General features: G+C 65.2%; 13 protein-coding genes. 5 read left to right on the top strand and 8 right to left on the bottom strand.

Going from position 1 to position 13,237, the window contains the following annotated elements:
- The first annotated feature begins 72 nt into the window (after positions 1-72).
- The 3 genes from BJ6T_RS19760 to BJ6T_RS19750 all read left to right on the top strand — a co-directional run bounded on the left by BJ6T_RS19760 (position 73) and on the right by BJ6T_RS19750 (position 2,792).
- A complete protein-coding gene (locus BJ6T_RS19760) occupies positions 73-666 on the top strand; it encodes a cysteine hydrolase family protein (RefSeq protein ID WP_014494236.1) in 594 nt (197 codons plus the stop codon).
- A 12-nt stretch (positions 667-678) separates the two neighbouring features.
- On the top strand, positions 679-1,317 hold the full coding sequence (locus BJ6T_RS19755; protein ID WP_014494235.1) for a glutathione S-transferase N-terminal domain-containing protein: 639 nt from the start codon (positions 679-681) through the stop codon (positions 1,315-1,317).
- A gap of 110 nt (positions 1,318-1,427) precedes the next feature.
- A complete protein-coding gene (locus BJ6T_RS19750; RefSeq protein ID WP_014494234.1) occupies positions 1,428-2,792 on the top strand; it encodes a caspase family protein in 1,365 nt (454 codons plus the stop codon).
- A 39-nt stretch (positions 2,793-2,831) separates the two neighbouring features.
- On the opposite strand, the gene BJ6T_RS19745 is transcribed toward BJ6T_RS19750, so the two are convergent.
- The 7 genes from BJ6T_RS19745 to BJ6T_RS19715 form a co-directional block, all read right to left on the bottom strand.
- Entirely contained in the window at positions 2,832-4,268 is a 1,437-nt protein-coding gene (locus tag BJ6T_RS19745) for an NAD-dependent succinate-semialdehyde dehydrogenase (protein WP_014494233.1), read from the bottom strand.
- 12 nt (positions 4,269-4,280) lie between these two features.
- Positions 4,281-4,928 (bottom strand): ATP-binding cassette domain-containing protein, encoded by a 648-nt coding sequence (locus tag BJ6T_RS19740; RefSeq protein ID WP_014494232.1) that lies wholly within the window; start codon positions 4,926-4,928, stop codon positions 4,281-4,283.
- Positions 4,929-5,630, bottom strand: a complete 702-nt coding sequence (locus tag BJ6T_RS19735; protein ID WP_014494231.1) for an ABC transporter ATP-binding protein — start codon at positions 5,628-5,630, stop codon at positions 4,929-4,931. It lies immediately after the preceding gene.
- Positions 5,627-6,370, bottom strand: coding sequence for an ABC transporter ATP-binding protein (locus tag BJ6T_RS19730; RefSeq protein WP_014494230.1), 744 nt, complete (start codon positions 6,368-6,370; stop codon positions 5,627-5,629). The genes BJ6T_RS19735 and BJ6T_RS19730 overlap by 4 nt, the downstream gene beginning before the upstream one ends.
- Positions 6,367-7,410 (bottom strand): branched-chain amino acid ABC transporter permease, encoded by a 1,044-nt coding sequence (locus tag BJ6T_RS19725; RefSeq protein WP_014494229.1) that lies wholly within the window; start codon positions 7,408-7,410, stop codon positions 6,367-6,369. The genes BJ6T_RS19730 and BJ6T_RS19725 overlap by 4 nt, the downstream gene beginning before the upstream one ends.
- Before the next feature lie 3 nt (positions 7,411-7,413).
- Positions 7,414-8,334, bottom strand: a complete 921-nt coding sequence (locus BJ6T_RS19720; RefSeq protein ID WP_014494228.1) for a branched-chain amino acid ABC transporter permease — start codon at positions 8,332-8,334, stop codon at positions 7,414-7,416.
- Between the two features lie 100 nt (positions 8,335-8,434).
- On the bottom strand, positions 8,435-9,679 hold the full coding sequence (locus tag BJ6T_RS19715; protein WP_014494227.1) for an ABC transporter substrate-binding protein: 1,245 nt from the start codon (positions 9,677-9,679) through the stop codon (positions 8,435-8,437).
- A 184-nt stretch (positions 9,680-9,863) separates the two neighbouring features.
- Between BJ6T_RS19715 and BJ6T_RS19710 the strand changes: the two genes are divergently transcribed.
- Together BJ6T_RS19710 and BJ6T_RS19705 are read left to right on the top strand one after the other, a co-directional pair.
- Entirely contained in the window at positions 9,864-10,697 is an 834-nt protein-coding gene (locus BJ6T_RS19710) for a MurR/RpiR family transcriptional regulator (RefSeq protein ID WP_014494226.1), read from the top strand.
- Positions 10,698-10,719: 22 nt separating this feature from the next.
- On the top strand, positions 10,720-11,544 hold the full coding sequence (locus BJ6T_RS19705) for an SDR family NAD(P)-dependent oxidoreductase (protein ID WP_014494225.1): 825 nt from the start codon (positions 10,720-10,722) through the stop codon (positions 11,542-11,544).
- A 67-nt stretch (positions 11,545-11,611) separates the two neighbouring features.
- Here the strand turns inward: BJ6T_RS19705 and BJ6T_RS19700 are convergent, their stop codons facing one another.
- Entirely contained in the window at positions 11,612-12,694 is a 1,083-nt protein-coding gene (locus BJ6T_RS19700; RefSeq protein ID WP_014494224.1) for a DUF2778 domain-containing protein, read from the bottom strand.
- Between the last annotated feature and the right edge of the window lie 543 nt (positions 12,695-13,237).

The following is a 13,237-nucleotide window of genomic DNA, read 5'->3' as shown; positions in this document are numbered from 1 at the left end:
ATATCCCTGCATATCGGCAGGCATTCCCGGAGCTATGTTTGTGCAGCCTTTTGCCCCGGAGATTTCCAGACCATGACGACCGCAAAGACCCTGCTGCAGCTCGCCGGTGCCGATCTCAAGCCGCCGCGTCTTGGCGACGCCGCGCTGGTGCTGATCGATATCCAGAACGAATATCTCGCGGGTCCCCTCGCTTTGCCCGACGCGGGACCTGCGATCGCGCGGGCGGCCGCGCTCCTGGCACGGGCACGCGAGAGCGGAGCCGCGATCATCCATATCGCCCATCGCGGCAAGGCCGGCGGCCTGTTCGATCGCGGCGCCGACCGCGGCGCCATCGTCGCCGAGCTGAGCCCCCGTGCCGGCGAGCTGGTGATCGAGAAGGAGTTGCCGAATGCATTTGCCGGCACTGATCTGCAGGCGCGCCTTGCCGCAACCGACAGGAAGAACCTCGTGCTGGCCGGCTTCATGACGCATATGTGCGTCAGCTCCACCGCCCGTGCCGCGCTCGACCTCGGCTTTCGCACGACTGTTGACGCCGATGCCTGCGCCACGCGCGACCTGCCCGACGGCCGCGGCGGCACGCTGGACGCCCGGACCATCCACGAGGTTGCGCTCGCCGAGCTGTCCGACCGCTTCGCGATCATCGCGCGCGGCGACGTGCTGAAATAACGGAGCAACGCGATGCTGCAGCTCTATTTCTCGCCGATGGCCTGCTCGCTCGCGAGCCGCATCGCGCTGACGGAAGCCGGCCTCGATGCGCGCTATCATCTGGTGCATCTCCGGACCAAGACGGTCGCGGACGACGACAGCGATTTCCGCGGCGTGTCGCCGAAGGGCGCCGTGCCGGTCCTGGTGCTGGAGAACGGCGACCGGCTGACCGAAAGCGCGGCGGTGCTGCAATACATCGCCGATGCGAAGCCGGAGGCGGGTCTCGCGCCCCGGTTCGGCGATCCCGACCGCTACCGCCTGCAGGAATGGCTGAGCTTCATCGGCGCCGAGATCCACAAGGCATTCCTGTTTCCGACCTTCTGGTACAAGGACGACGGCTCGCTCGCCAAGCCGCGTGCAAGGATCACGCAGACATTGGCGGTGCCATCAGCACATCTCGCGGACCGCGAATTCCTCGTCGGCGACCGTTTCACCGTCGCGGATGCCCACCTCACCTGGGCCTTGCTGCTGCTCCGTCCCGCGGGCGTCGACATCGCGCAATGGCCAAGCCTGTCGGCCTATCTCGCGCGCATGCAGGCGCGGCCCAGCGTGCGGGACGCGATTGCGACCGAGATGGAGCTGCGCAAGACGGTGCCGGCAAACCCGGCGTGACAGGATGTCACGGCCGCCAAATCTGACGGGCCCACAGCGAGGGCATTGATGCCGACGCGGCATGCGCTAATCTGGGGGAATATTTTTCGATATTTCCCTGGAAGGCATTCATGCGTGCTCCTTCTGGAATTTTGCGTCATTTTTTCCTGACCCTCCTCGCCCTCTGGCTGAGCCTTGGGCTGAGCCCTGCCCCCGCATCGGCCGACACGCGGGTTGCGCTGGTGATCGGCAACGGCGCTTATGTCTCTACGGCGCAGCTTCCCAACCCGTCGCACGATGCCGAAGACGTCGCAGCCTCGCTCAAGCGCAGCGGGTTCGAGGTGTTCCAGGGTATCGACCTGCGTCAAGCCGACATGCAGGACCTGACCATCCGCTTCGCGCGCGCCGCCAGCCGCGCCGACGTCGCGATGTTCTACTACAGCGGCCATGCGATGCAGTACAACGGCGTGAACTATCTCATGCCTGTCGATGCCGTGCTGACCGATGAAGCAGACCTCAAGCGCTTCGTGCGGGTCGACGACATCGTGAACGATCTGCAGCAGGCCAAGAACCTCCGCATCCTCGTGCTCGATTCCTGCCGCGACAATCCGCTGGCCGAAACCTTGAAGCGCTCTGCCGGCTCGACCCGCGCGGCCTCGATCGGACGTGGCCTGTCGAAAGTCGAGGCGCCGCGCGGCACGATCGTGTCGTTCTCGACGCAATCGGGACAGGTCGCCGCCGACGGCACCGGCCGCAACAGCCCCTACACGACCGCGTTCCTCAAGCACATCGAGGAGCCGCAGGAGATCGGCGACGTCTTTCGCGACATCAGCAGCGACGTCTATGACTCCAGCGGCAAGACCCAGCTGCCGGAGCTCTCGCTGTCGATCATCGGCAAGTTCTACCTGAACGGGCCTGTACCGGTCACGGTCGCGCCGGCGGCCGCCCAAGCTGCACCGAAGGCCGATCCCTGCGCGGCCGCCGAGGCGCACTGGAAGGCCGCTGAGGGCATCGGCACGCTGGGTGCCTTTGAGGATCATCTCGCGAGATTCCCGAACTGCATCTTCGCCACCCTGGCCAAGGCACGCATTGAAGGCCTGAAGCAGAAAGTGGCGCTGGCGCCTTCCGGCAATGCCAGAACCACGGGAAGCAAGGATTTCGACGGCAGCTGGGACGTGACGTTGAACTGCCCGGCTTCCGGCAAGGCGCAGGGCTTCACCAGGCCCCTGGTCGCCACCGTGACCAATGGCGTGTTTCACGCCGAGGTGCAGGGTCCGGGCGGTGTCAACCGGCTGGAGATCGACGGCCAGATCCCCGCGGACGGCAAGACGACCTTGAGCGCACGTGGCACGACGGGGGCGAGCACCTACACGCTCAACAACCTCGCGCCCGGCTCGCCTTACGCCTTTACGGTCGATGCGCAGTTCGATCGCACCCGCGGCAGCGGCAAGCGCAACGAGGCGCGGGCCTGCAACCTGGTTTTCGTCAAGCGCTAGGCCGCGCGACGATCGCGCGGCCTCGCGCACGACGCCCTCTCACACGCCCGTCTGGCTGATGAACTTGGTGTTGAAGTAACCTTCCATCGCCTCGGTGCCGCCTTCCGAGCCATAACCGGAATCCTTGATCCCGCCGAACGGCACTTCGGGCAGCGCCAAACCAAAGCTGTTGATCGACATCATGCCGGCCTCGACTGCCGAGCCGATTGCGGCCGCCGTCTTGGCCGAGCGGGTGAAGGCGTAGGAGGCAAGGCCAAAGGGCAGCCGGTTGGCCTCCTCGACCACGTCGTCGAATGACGAGAAGCGGGAGATCAGCGCGAGCGGGCCGAACGGCTCCTCGTTCATCGCGCGCGCATCCTTCGGCACATCGCTCACCACGGTCGGCTCGAAGAAATGGCCCTTGTTGCCGACGCGTTTACCCCCGGTCTCGAGCCTGGCGCCCTTGCCGACGGCATCCTGCACCATGCCCTCGATGGCGGTGACGCGGCGCGGATTGGCGAGCGAGCCCATCTTGGACTCGGGATCGAGGCCGTTGCCGACCTTGAACGTCTTGGCGCTGTCGACGAATTTGTCGACGAATTCGCGGAACACATCGTCCTGCACCAGCATCCGCGTCGGCGAGATACAGACCTGACCGGCGTTGCGATATTTCGCCGCCGCCAGGATCTTCGCGGCCGACGCGACGTCGGCATCCCCAAAGACGATCGCCGGCGCATGGCCGCCGAGCTCCATGGTGGCGCGCTTCATGTGCAGGCCGGCAAGCGCATTGAGCTGCTTGCCGACATGGGTCGAGCCGGTGAAGGAGATTTTTCGGATCACCGGATGCGGGATCAGATATTCGGAGATCTCCGACGGCACGCCGTAGACGAGGTTGATGACGCCATCTGGCACGCCCGCATCCGCAAACGCCCGGATGAGCTGCGCGGGCGAAGCTGGTGTCTCCTCCGGCGCCTTGACGATGATCGAGCAGCCGGCGGCGAGCGCTGCGGAAAGCTTGCGCACGACCTGGTTGATCGGGAAATTCCAGGGCGTGAACGCGGCGACCGGACCGACCGGCTCCTTCATCGCGATCTGGTAGATGCCGGGGCCACGCGCCGGGATTAGACGGCCATAGGCGCGCTTGGCCTCCTCCGCGAACCACTCGATCACGTCAGCGGCAGCCATTGCCTCCATCCTGGCCTCGCCCAGCGTCTTGCCCTGCTCCATCGTCAGCAGCGGCGCGATCTCGTCATTGCGCTCGCGCATGAGCGCGGCGGCCTTGCGCATGATCCGGCAGCGCTCGAAGGGGGCAACGTTACGCCAGACCTTGAAGCCGGCGGAAGCGGCGGCGAGCGCCTCGTCGAGATCGGACTGGCCGGCATGCGCGACGGTGCCGATCACCTCCTCGATCGCGGGATTGCGCACCTCGATAACTTTGCCCGAATGGGCCGGGCGCCATTTGCCGCCAATGAAAAGCTGGGTGTTCGAATAGGCCAACGGAGTCTCCTTTTACGTCGAGCTGTGACAAATGGCGTCGGCGGCGCGCATCATCTCCGGTCCGAGATAGAGGCGGAAGCGGGGCTCGGCGACGAGCGTGCGGAAGTCGGCCATCCGCGTCACCCCGCCGCCGGCGACGAACAGGAATTGCCCGGCGATCTCGGCGAGGATGTCGAGGTGCCAGCTGGCTGTCGGATGCATGCAAAGGATGACCAGCCTGCCCTCGTCGCGCAGCTTGCGGAAGAAATCGAGCATGAAGCCGATATAGCCGTCCTGCAGGTTGAACTGCGGTTCGTCGAACAAATGAACCAGCGGCGTCCGGGTCGGCGACGGCGCCAGCAGGGCGGACGGAATGCGCTTGCGGAACCGCCTGACCTGATAGGACTGGTGATAGTGGATCGCGAGCCGGTCGCGCTCGCGATATTTGACCCCATGGATATCGGTGCCCGCGACCAGCACGCGCCCCGAAGTCGGCGCGTTGGAACCGGTCATCATCTCGAACAGCGTCGTCTTGCCGGCGCCGTTCGGCCCGACCACGCCGACGATGCCCGGCTCCTCCAGCGACAGGTTCGCCTGAAGGGTGAACGTCGGACGGCGGATGACGCGGCCCCTGGTGTAGACCTTGCGGACATCATCGAGAACGAGCAGCGGTGCGGCCACTTATTGTACTCCCAGCAAGCGCTGCCGAAGGGCGCGATCATCGCGCAAGGTCTTGGCCTCGCCGGTCCAGACGATCCGGCCGCGATCGATCACCGCTGCGTGGTCTGCGACCGACAGCGCAATCTCCGCATTCTGTTCCACGACCAGCGAGGCGATCCCCTCCTCTTTCATGCGCAATATGGTCGCGAGCACATCGCCGACGATCTTTGGCGCAAGACCCTGGCTCGGCTCGTCGAACAGGACCAGTCCCGGCGAGCCGACCAGCGCGCGCGCAATCGCGACCATCTGCATCTCGCCGCCCGACAGGTTCTCGCAGTCGCGCTCCATGAGATATTCGAGCGGCGAGAAGATCGCGGCGGCCTCCTTGACGCTCCAGTTGCGGAAGCGCGTGCGCTTCTGCGCGATGGTGAGGTTACGCGCCACCGACAAGGTCGGGCACAGCCGCCGGTCGTCGGGCACCCAGCCGATGCCGGCGCGCGCGATCTCGTGGGTCGCATCGCGCGTCACGTCATGCCCATCGAAACGAACGACGCCGCGGCGCGGCCGCGTCAGCCCGAGAATCGAACGGAGCATGGTGGTCTTGCCGGCGCCATTGGGACCGAGCAGCGCGAAGACCTTGGCGTGCTCGATGGCGAGCGAGGCGCCGAACAGCGCCTGGGTCTCGCCGTAGAAGGTATCGACCCCATCCACTTCGAGGATCATGCGAACTTCCCGAGATTGGAGCGACGCACCCATTCGTTCTGCTGCAGCTCGTGCGGCGTGCCGCGCGCCACCACCTGGCCCCAATGAATGACCGAGATGCGATCGGCGAGCGAGAACAGGAATTCCATGTCGTGCTCGATGGCGACGATGGTCAGCCGGCCCTTCAGGCGCGCCACCAGCGCTGCCAGCCGCTGCACGCCGTCGGAGCCGAGGCCGGAGGTCGGCTCGTCCAGGCACAGCACGCGCGGGGCCTGCGCCAGCGCGACCGCGATCTCCAGCGCACGGCGGTCGCCATAGGACAGGTCCTTGGCGCGGACATCGCCCTTGTCGGCAAGCCCGACCGCGGCGAGCGCTTCGGATGCCTGCTCGGCAAACCTGTGGTCACCGGCCGCGGCACGGGCGATATCGAGGCCTCGGGCGCGAAACGCGGGCAAGCCCATCATGACGTTGTCGCGGGCGGAGAATTCGTCGAACAGGGTCATGATCTGGAACGAGCGGGCGATGCCCTTGGCGGCGATGCGGTGCGGGCTCAATCCCGTGACATCCTCGCCGCCGAGCAGGACTCGGCCGCGGCTCGGTTTCACCCTGCCGGTGAGGACGTTGAAGAAGGTGGTCTTGCCCGCGCCGTTGGGACCCATCACGCCGTGAAACTCGCCCTTGGCAACCGCGAGATCGACGCTTTCCAGCACGACGCGATCGCCGAAGCGGACGTGCACACCTGCGGCCTCGATCATGCTCATCGCCCGCCCCCGACCAGTAGACGCATCGCGGACGTACCGTGTCGCCGCAGCGCGTTGAGTGAATGTTGCTGCACGGCGGCCGAGAGCGCGCCCGCAATGCCCTCGGGGCGGAATAACACGATCGCAATGAACAGCAGACCAAAATAGAGCATCCAGGCATTGGTCAGCGCACCGATCACATCGCGCGCGGTGAGGAAGAGAAACACGCCGATCACCGGCCCCCAGAAGCTGACGAGCCCGCCACCGACCAGCGTCATCATCACGACGTAGCCGGATTGATGCAGGCTCATGACGTCGGGGAATGCGGCGAGCTGCGCCATCGCGAACAGTCCGCCGGCAAAGCCGGACACGGCCGCCGACAGCGCGAACACCGACGCCTTGTAGAGCCACACGTTATAGCCGAGATGGGCGGCGCGAACCTCGCTCTGCCTGATCGCAGCGACCACGCGGCCATAGGGCGAGTGCACCAGCCGCCACAAGACGGCGGTACCGACCGCGCAGACCGCGAGCACGAAATAGTAGAACGCGACATTGTCGGTGAGATCGAACGACACCAGTCCGAAATCGGCCGGCAGCCGCTTGATCTTGAGCAGCCCATCCTCGCCGCCGGTGATCCGGTGCGACTTGATCGCCAGCGTCCAGAATATCTGGCCGAAGGCGATGGTCATGAAGGCATAATAGATGCCGCGCCGGTGCGAGATGAACAGCGCCACCAGCACGCCGGCAAGTCCCGCGACCACGGCCGCGGCAGCGAGACAGATCCAGAGATTGGCGACGATGTCGAACTGGCAGAGCCCGAACGCATAGGCGCCGATGCCGAAATAGGCACCATGTCCGAACGACGGAAGTCCGGCCGTGCCCAGCACCAGATTGAAAGCGAGCGCGTAGAACGACCAGATCAGGATCTCGATCCCGAGATAGGGATAGAGCCCGATCCGCGTGATCCAGAGCGGCACCGTTGCAAGCACGAGCCCGACCACCAGCATCGTCGGCGTGACGAGGCGCGCGGCGTCGGATGAAGAATTTGATCCCACAATCATTCCCTAGGCCTCGAGCACGCTCTTCTTGCCCCACAGGCCGCGTGCACGGAACGTCACGACGGCAACGAGCAGGATGTACATCGACAACAGCGACCATTCGGACGCGTAGGCGCCGGCAAGACCGACACATAATCCAACCAGCAGCCCCGCCACGACGGCGCCCCAAAAGCTGCCGACGCCGCCGAGCACGATCACCAGGAACGCGGGGATGACGGCATCGACGCCCATATGCGGACGAATGCCCCAGATCGGCGCAACGATGATGCCCGCGATCGCGGCCAGCATCGTGCCGAACACGAACACCAGCAGCCGCAAGCGCGACAGGTTGATGCCGAGCGCGCGGACGATCTCGCTGTCATGGGCACCGGCCTTGACGGTTGCGCCGAACGAAGTCTTTTCGATCAACAGCCAGACCAGGCCGATGATCCCGGCCGCGATCCCCGCCGCGTAGAAACGATAGGTCGACCAGATCAGATCGCCGAACAGGAAGCCGCCGTTGATGGCGGACGGCACCTGCAACACGTAGTCGCGCGTGCCCCAAACCAGTCGGATCAACTCCTCGATCACCATCGCCGCGCCAAAGGTCAGGAGCAGTCCGTACAGCGGATCCTTGCCGTAGGTCCGCCGCATGCAGAGCTCGATCAGCATGCCGACGAGACTAACGATCACCGGCGCGATGACGAGCGTCGCGGCATAACGCCAGCCCAGCGGAAGCGCGAGCCACGCTTTCGCAAGATCGGCCGGCAATGGCGGGCGCGGTCCTGTCAGTTGCATGGCGACATAGGCGCCGAGCGCGAACAGGGAGCCGTGCGCGAGGTTGATCTGCTCCATCAGCCCGACAATGAGCATGAAGCCGAGCGCGATCAGCGCGAACAACAGGCCGAGCGTCAGGCCGTTAAGGAGATGCGGAAGAAGATCGAACAAGGTCTTGGCTCTCGCTACTGGCAATGCTCACCCGAGCCCCGAAGGCCTGGGCGCGCGGCGCGCGACATGCGCGCCGCCGTTCTGCGATGTGACGAACCGTCTAGGAGTCGACGGTCGGCACCTGCTCGTAGGGCGTGAGCTTGCACTTGCCGGGCGCAGCGTCATCGGCGGCTGATTTCGGTTCGGTCCAGCTGATGATCTCGAACAGATCGGTGCTGTCAGCCGGCTTGGCGTTGCGCCGCGCCAGATAGATCGTCTGCTGCATCTGATGCGTCATGGGATCCATGTAGGCGTCGAAATGCTGCATGCGATCGGTCGCCGAGACCTTGAGGTTCTCGAGTTCCCTGATGATTTTGACGTTGTTGGTCGACCCTGCCCGCTCGATCGCACGCAGCAATTCGCGCGTGCTCATATAGCCGTTGTAGGAGACGTTGCCGGGCACCGGGATCGGACCGTCCTTGTTGGCGGCTTGCCATTTCCGAACGAACTCGGCGACGCCGGGCAGTTGCAGCTTGTGATACCAGGTCGTGCCGAACACGCCGAACAGGCTGTCGGGCGCGCCCCAGACATCGGGCCAGTCCTGCTGGTTGTTGATCCAGGCCGGCTTGCCGTCGAGCTTGAGCTGCGCCACCTGCTCGCGCAGCGCCTTGATGTCGTCGCCGCCGATCGCAGTCGCGACCACGTCGGGTTTTGCCTGCTGGATCTTCAGGAGGTAGGCGGTGAAGTCGCGGGTGTTTTGCGGCACCAGGAGATTGTCGATGATCTTGCCGCCGGCAGCCTCGACCTGCGCCTTGGTCGCGGCGGACGTGGTGTGCCCCCAGACGTAATCGTTGGTCAGCAGCATCCAGTTCTTGCCGATGGAATCGACCGCGTTCTTGACCGATGCCTTGGAGAAATTGGTGCCGTTGCCGTCCCAGACGAATTTCACGCGTGAGCAATTCTCCCCGGCCTCGCTCGGCGCGGAGGAATTGGTGTTCATGTAGATCACGCCGTATTTGCCGGCGACCTGGGTGATCGCGTTGGCGACGCCGGAATGCAGCGCGCCGATCAGGATGGTGCAGTCCTCGCGGGTGATGAACCGCTCGGCGACGCGGCTGCCTGTGGCCGGTGTCGTTTCGGTATCCGCGGTGATGAACGAAATCTGACGCCCGAGCACGCCGCCTTTGGCGTTGAACTCGTCGATCGCCATCTTGATGCCGCGGAAATCATCCTGGCCGCTGTTGCCGTATTGGCCGCTGGCATCGCAGGTCAGGCCGAGCTTGATTGGCTTGGCGCCCTGCGCCCACGCGTGATTCTCTTTCCACGGTCCAAAGAAGCTGCCGGTGCCGCCGATGACGCTGGCCATCAAGCTGCCCTTCAGAACGCTTCGCCGTGAAATCTGACGCCCTCTCATCGTTTCCTCCCGTTTTCGAAGTCTTTTGCTTTTTTCTGCGATTAGAATATTCATTCCATTTATTATGTAAAGTGGAATATTTGATCCAAACGGTGAAATGCCGTTAAACAGGCGACCGATCTGGAGACCCGAGACGATGAACAAGGCACAAGGCGCGATGAGCTACGACGACCTGCGCGGCGCCATTGCGCAGCGGCACCGGGCGCTGTCCGGCCGGCTGCAGCAGATCGCGGAGTTCGTGCTCGATCACCCGACCGATGTCGCGCTCGGCACCGTGGCGGAGGTGGCGCAGCGCTCGGGCGTGCCGCCCTCGGCGATCGTTCGCTTCGCCCATGCGCTCGGATTCGGCGGCTTCACCGAGATGCAGCAGGTGTTCCGCTCACGGCTCGTTGCCGGCGTCGCGCCGAGCTACAAGGCGCGGCTCGCCCGCATGAAGAGCGAGGAGAAGTCGGTGCTCGGCCGCCAGCCGGCCGCGGTGCTGTCGCGCTTCGTCTCGGAAGCGCAATCGGCGTTGGTGACGCTGAGCCAGTCCGTGCATGCGCGAGAGCTCGACGCCGCGACCGCGATCCTCGCGAAAGCGCGCGACATCTATCTGCTCGGCCTCGGCGGCTCGTTTCCGGTAGCGACCCACCTCGCCTATGTACTGCGCAAGCTCGGACGGCGCGTCGTCCTGCTCGACGGCACCGGCGGCAGCATCCACGAGCAGTCGTATGCCGCGACCGCGGAGGACGCGCTGGTCGCGATCAGCTTCCGGAACTACTATCCGGATACGGCGCGGCTGTTTCCCGAACTCGTTGCGCGAGGCGTGCCCACGATCTCCATTACCGACAGCCTCCTGAGCCCGATCGTCGAAGGCGCAAGCGTCGTGTTCGAGATCCAGGACATGCCCGAGCCGGCGCTGCGCACGCTGGTCGCACCGATGTGCCTCGTGCAGGCGATGGCGATCGGGCTCGATCTCGCGGCAGACTGACATTCACAACAGGAAAAAGATCATGACATCGCATGACACGGCGAAGATTTTGACAGGCAAGGTCGCGCTGGTGACCGGCGCGGGACGCGGGCTTGGCCGCGCCTTTGCGGAGAAGCTCGCCGCGCTCGGCGCCGACGTCGCCATCCACGGCATGCGCGAGAACGGGCCGGCGGAGTATGGCGAGGGCACCACCCTCACCGCGGTGGCGGCAGAGATCGGCCAGCAATTCGGCGTCCGCAGCCAGCGCGTGCTCGGCGATCTCACCAGGGGCGACGACATCGCGCGCGTGATCGCCGAGACGGAAGCAGCTCTCGGCCCGATCGACATCCTCGTGCACAATGCCGGCGGCGATATCGCAGCCGCCGGCGGCAAGCCCGACCCGAACGACGCGGTGAACATCAAGGAGGCCGATGTGCGCGCGGTGCTGGAGCGCAATCTGCTCTCGACCATCCTGACCTGCCAGGCGGTCGCGAAGGGAATGATGGAGCGGCGGTGCGGCCGCATCGTCACGCTCGGTTCGGTCGCCGCGTTCAAGGGCCGCACCCAGGGCTCGATCTATGCGGTGTCGAAGGCCGGCGTGACCCACTACACGCGATGCCTGGCCGACCAGCTCCGCGCTTACGACATCGCCGTCAACTGCATCGCACCCGGCGATACCCGCACCGGCCGTTTCCTAGGCACGCGCGCGGTGGACCCCGACAGGATGGTCGAGACCGGCACGCTCGACCGCATCGCGACCGTCGACGAGGTCGCGCGCGTCGTCGAGTTCTTCGCCGGTCCCATGGGCGCCTTCGTCTCGGGCCAGGTGCTGAGGATCGACGGCGGCGGACAGTGCTGGCCGGGCTGAAGCAGAAAAGAAAAGAAAAGGGCCGCTGCAAGAGCGGCCCTTTGAGACCATCGCGAATTGACTGAGATCACTCGACCCGCGCCAGCACCGCGAGCTTGCGGATGCCCTTGTTGCGGTAGGCGTCGAGGAACGCGTAATAATCCTTGAACGACACGCAGCCGTTGGAATCGCCGTTCGGCCCGAGCATGAAGGTGTGGGCGAGCAAGCCGTCGCGGCCGTAGATCGCACTCTCGCCACCGATCGGAGTCAGGCGCAGCGCCGGCACGCCATGGAACAGCGCTTCGCGCGGCTTCAGCGTGTAGATGTGCGGCGGCGTCACGCCGCGCATGCGGACGCGCGAGGAGCGCGGATCGTCGAGATTGGAGCCGAGGCCGGAATGCGCCTCGAGCTTGGTGCCGTCGGGCAGGTAGACCATCTTGGCGGTGATATCGTAGACCGCGGTGTCGCGCTCGTAGGGCGCCGAACCGCCGAGCATGGGGTTCTGCTCTCGCGGCGCGATGGACGCGGTCACGCTGGCATCGGCCGAGGCATAGGCCAGCAGCCCGCCGGACGGCTCGCGCTTGCCCCAAAGCTTCTCGACCATCGACTGGCGCGGACCGGTGATCGACATCACCGCGGCCTTGGCGCGATCGGCAAACGATTTCGGCTTCGCCTCGGGCGCCGGCACGATCTCGGCCGGATCGGCCGAAGCCAGCTGCATCTGCGCATCCGGCGCGCGCTTGGTCTTGTCCGCAGTCTTGTCAGCAATCTTGGCCGGCGCCGCCGGCTTCAGCGCTTCCGCGACCTTCGCGATCACGCTCTGCTTGGGGGCGTCCTTGACGACGGCCACCTGGGTTGCGGGCGCGGCGCTCGCCGCATTCGACGCAACGCCCTGGGTCGCGGCCGCGCCAAAGCGCTCGTTGAACATCTCGCGCGAGATCGGAGCTGCGACCTGGAGCCGGTCAGGCAGCAGCGCAAAGGTGTCCCTGATGGCCTCGTCGGCCTCACGCAGCGCCACCCTGGGCGCGCGCTTGATCACGGGCTCGTCGTAGCCAATGCTGCCGACGGTCGGATAGACGCTAGCGCCGAAGACGTTGCTGTAGATGGTCCAGCCGGCGCCCATCACGACGCAGCCGATCGCCGCGGCGCCCAGCCAGTTGGTGGTGGTCATTTTCCGGGAAGGCTTCCGAAGTGAATTCTTGGACTTCCGTGCCGCGTTACTCTGCGCAGCGATACTCGTACTCATTCGCCTTGCGTCCAGGACGGTGTCACTCAGTCCCCCTTCGAAGTGCCGCTGGTCACGATCCGGGAACAGCATCTCGCAGGAGGTCGGAGCGTCATTAAGGCGACTTTTAGTTAAATGCAGATTAAGTTCGGGCAGATGTGAGGCACCGCGCTAACGCTGTCCCATTTCGAGAAAAAAGCCCGCAGAACTACTGACTTAGGAGCGTCTGTTAACCATAATTCTCCGCCGGTTCGGCGCGTTCGACGGACGTCACAGGCGGCCTCTCTAAGGCCATCCAACCAAGTCGTTTTCGTGGTCTTCAATACCCGGACAATAGCGGGGAAGCGTTGCGCGAGGCTGGTGCGCGCTGCGCCCTCTCGAGCGGGTGTCAGCAGGGTGGCGGCACAGCCCGTCCCACATCACACATCGCGCACAGAGTGCTCACGCGGCACGGCGCCCTGACCGAAAGTTGATCGCGTCGGACTGGAA

The organism is Bradyrhizobium japonicum USDA 6, assembly GCF_000284375.1.
Lineage (GTDB): Bacteria > Pseudomonadota > Alphaproteobacteria > Rhizobiales > Xanthobacteraceae > Bradyrhizobium > Bradyrhizobium japonicum.
Note: the sequence above shows the minus strand (reverse complement) of the source record. Positions and strands in the feature narration are given on the sequence as shown.

What these genes read in the sequence shown, in the direction of transcription:
- BJ6T_RS19760 (WP_014494236.1), top strand. Translation starts at nt 73, where the DNA reads ATGACGACCGCAAAGACCCTGCTGCAGCTCGCCGGTGCCGATCTCAAG.
- BJ6T_RS19755 (WP_014494235.1), top strand. Translation starts at nt 679, where the DNA reads ATGCTGCAGCTCTATTTCTCGCCGATGGCCTGCTCGCTCGCGAGCCGC.
- BJ6T_RS19750 (WP_014494234.1), top strand. Translation starts at nt 1,428, where the DNA reads ATGCGTGCTCCTTCTGGAATTTTGCGTCATTTTTTCCTGACCCTCCTC.
- BJ6T_RS19735 (WP_014494231.1), bottom strand. Translation starts at nt 5,630, where the DNA reads ATGATCCTCGAAGTGGATGGGGTCGATACCTTCTACGGCGAGACCCAG.
- BJ6T_RS19730 (WP_014494230.1), bottom strand. Translation starts at nt 6,370, where the DNA reads ATGAGCATGATCGAGGCCGCAGGTGTGCACGTCCGCTTCGGCGATCGC.
- BJ6T_RS19725 (WP_014494229.1), bottom strand. Translation starts at nt 7,410, where the DNA reads ATGATTGTGGGATCAAATTCTTCATCCGACGCCGCGCGCCTCGTCACG.
- BJ6T_RS19715 (WP_014494227.1), bottom strand. Translation starts at nt 9,679, where the DNA reads ATGGCCAGCGTCATCGGCGGCACCGGCAGCTTCTTTGGACCGTGGAAA.
- BJ6T_RS19710 (WP_014494226.1), top strand. Translation starts at nt 9,864, where the DNA reads ATGAACAAGGCACAAGGCGCGATGAGCTACGACGACCTGCGCGGCGCC.
- BJ6T_RS19705 (WP_014494225.1), top strand. Translation starts at nt 10,720, where the DNA reads ATGACATCGCATGACACGGCGAAGATTTTGACAGGCAAGGTCGCGCTG.
- BJ6T_RS19700 (WP_014494224.1), bottom strand. Translation starts at nt 12,694, where the DNA reads ATGACCACCACCAACTGGCTGGGCGCCGCGGCGATCGGCTGCGTCGTG.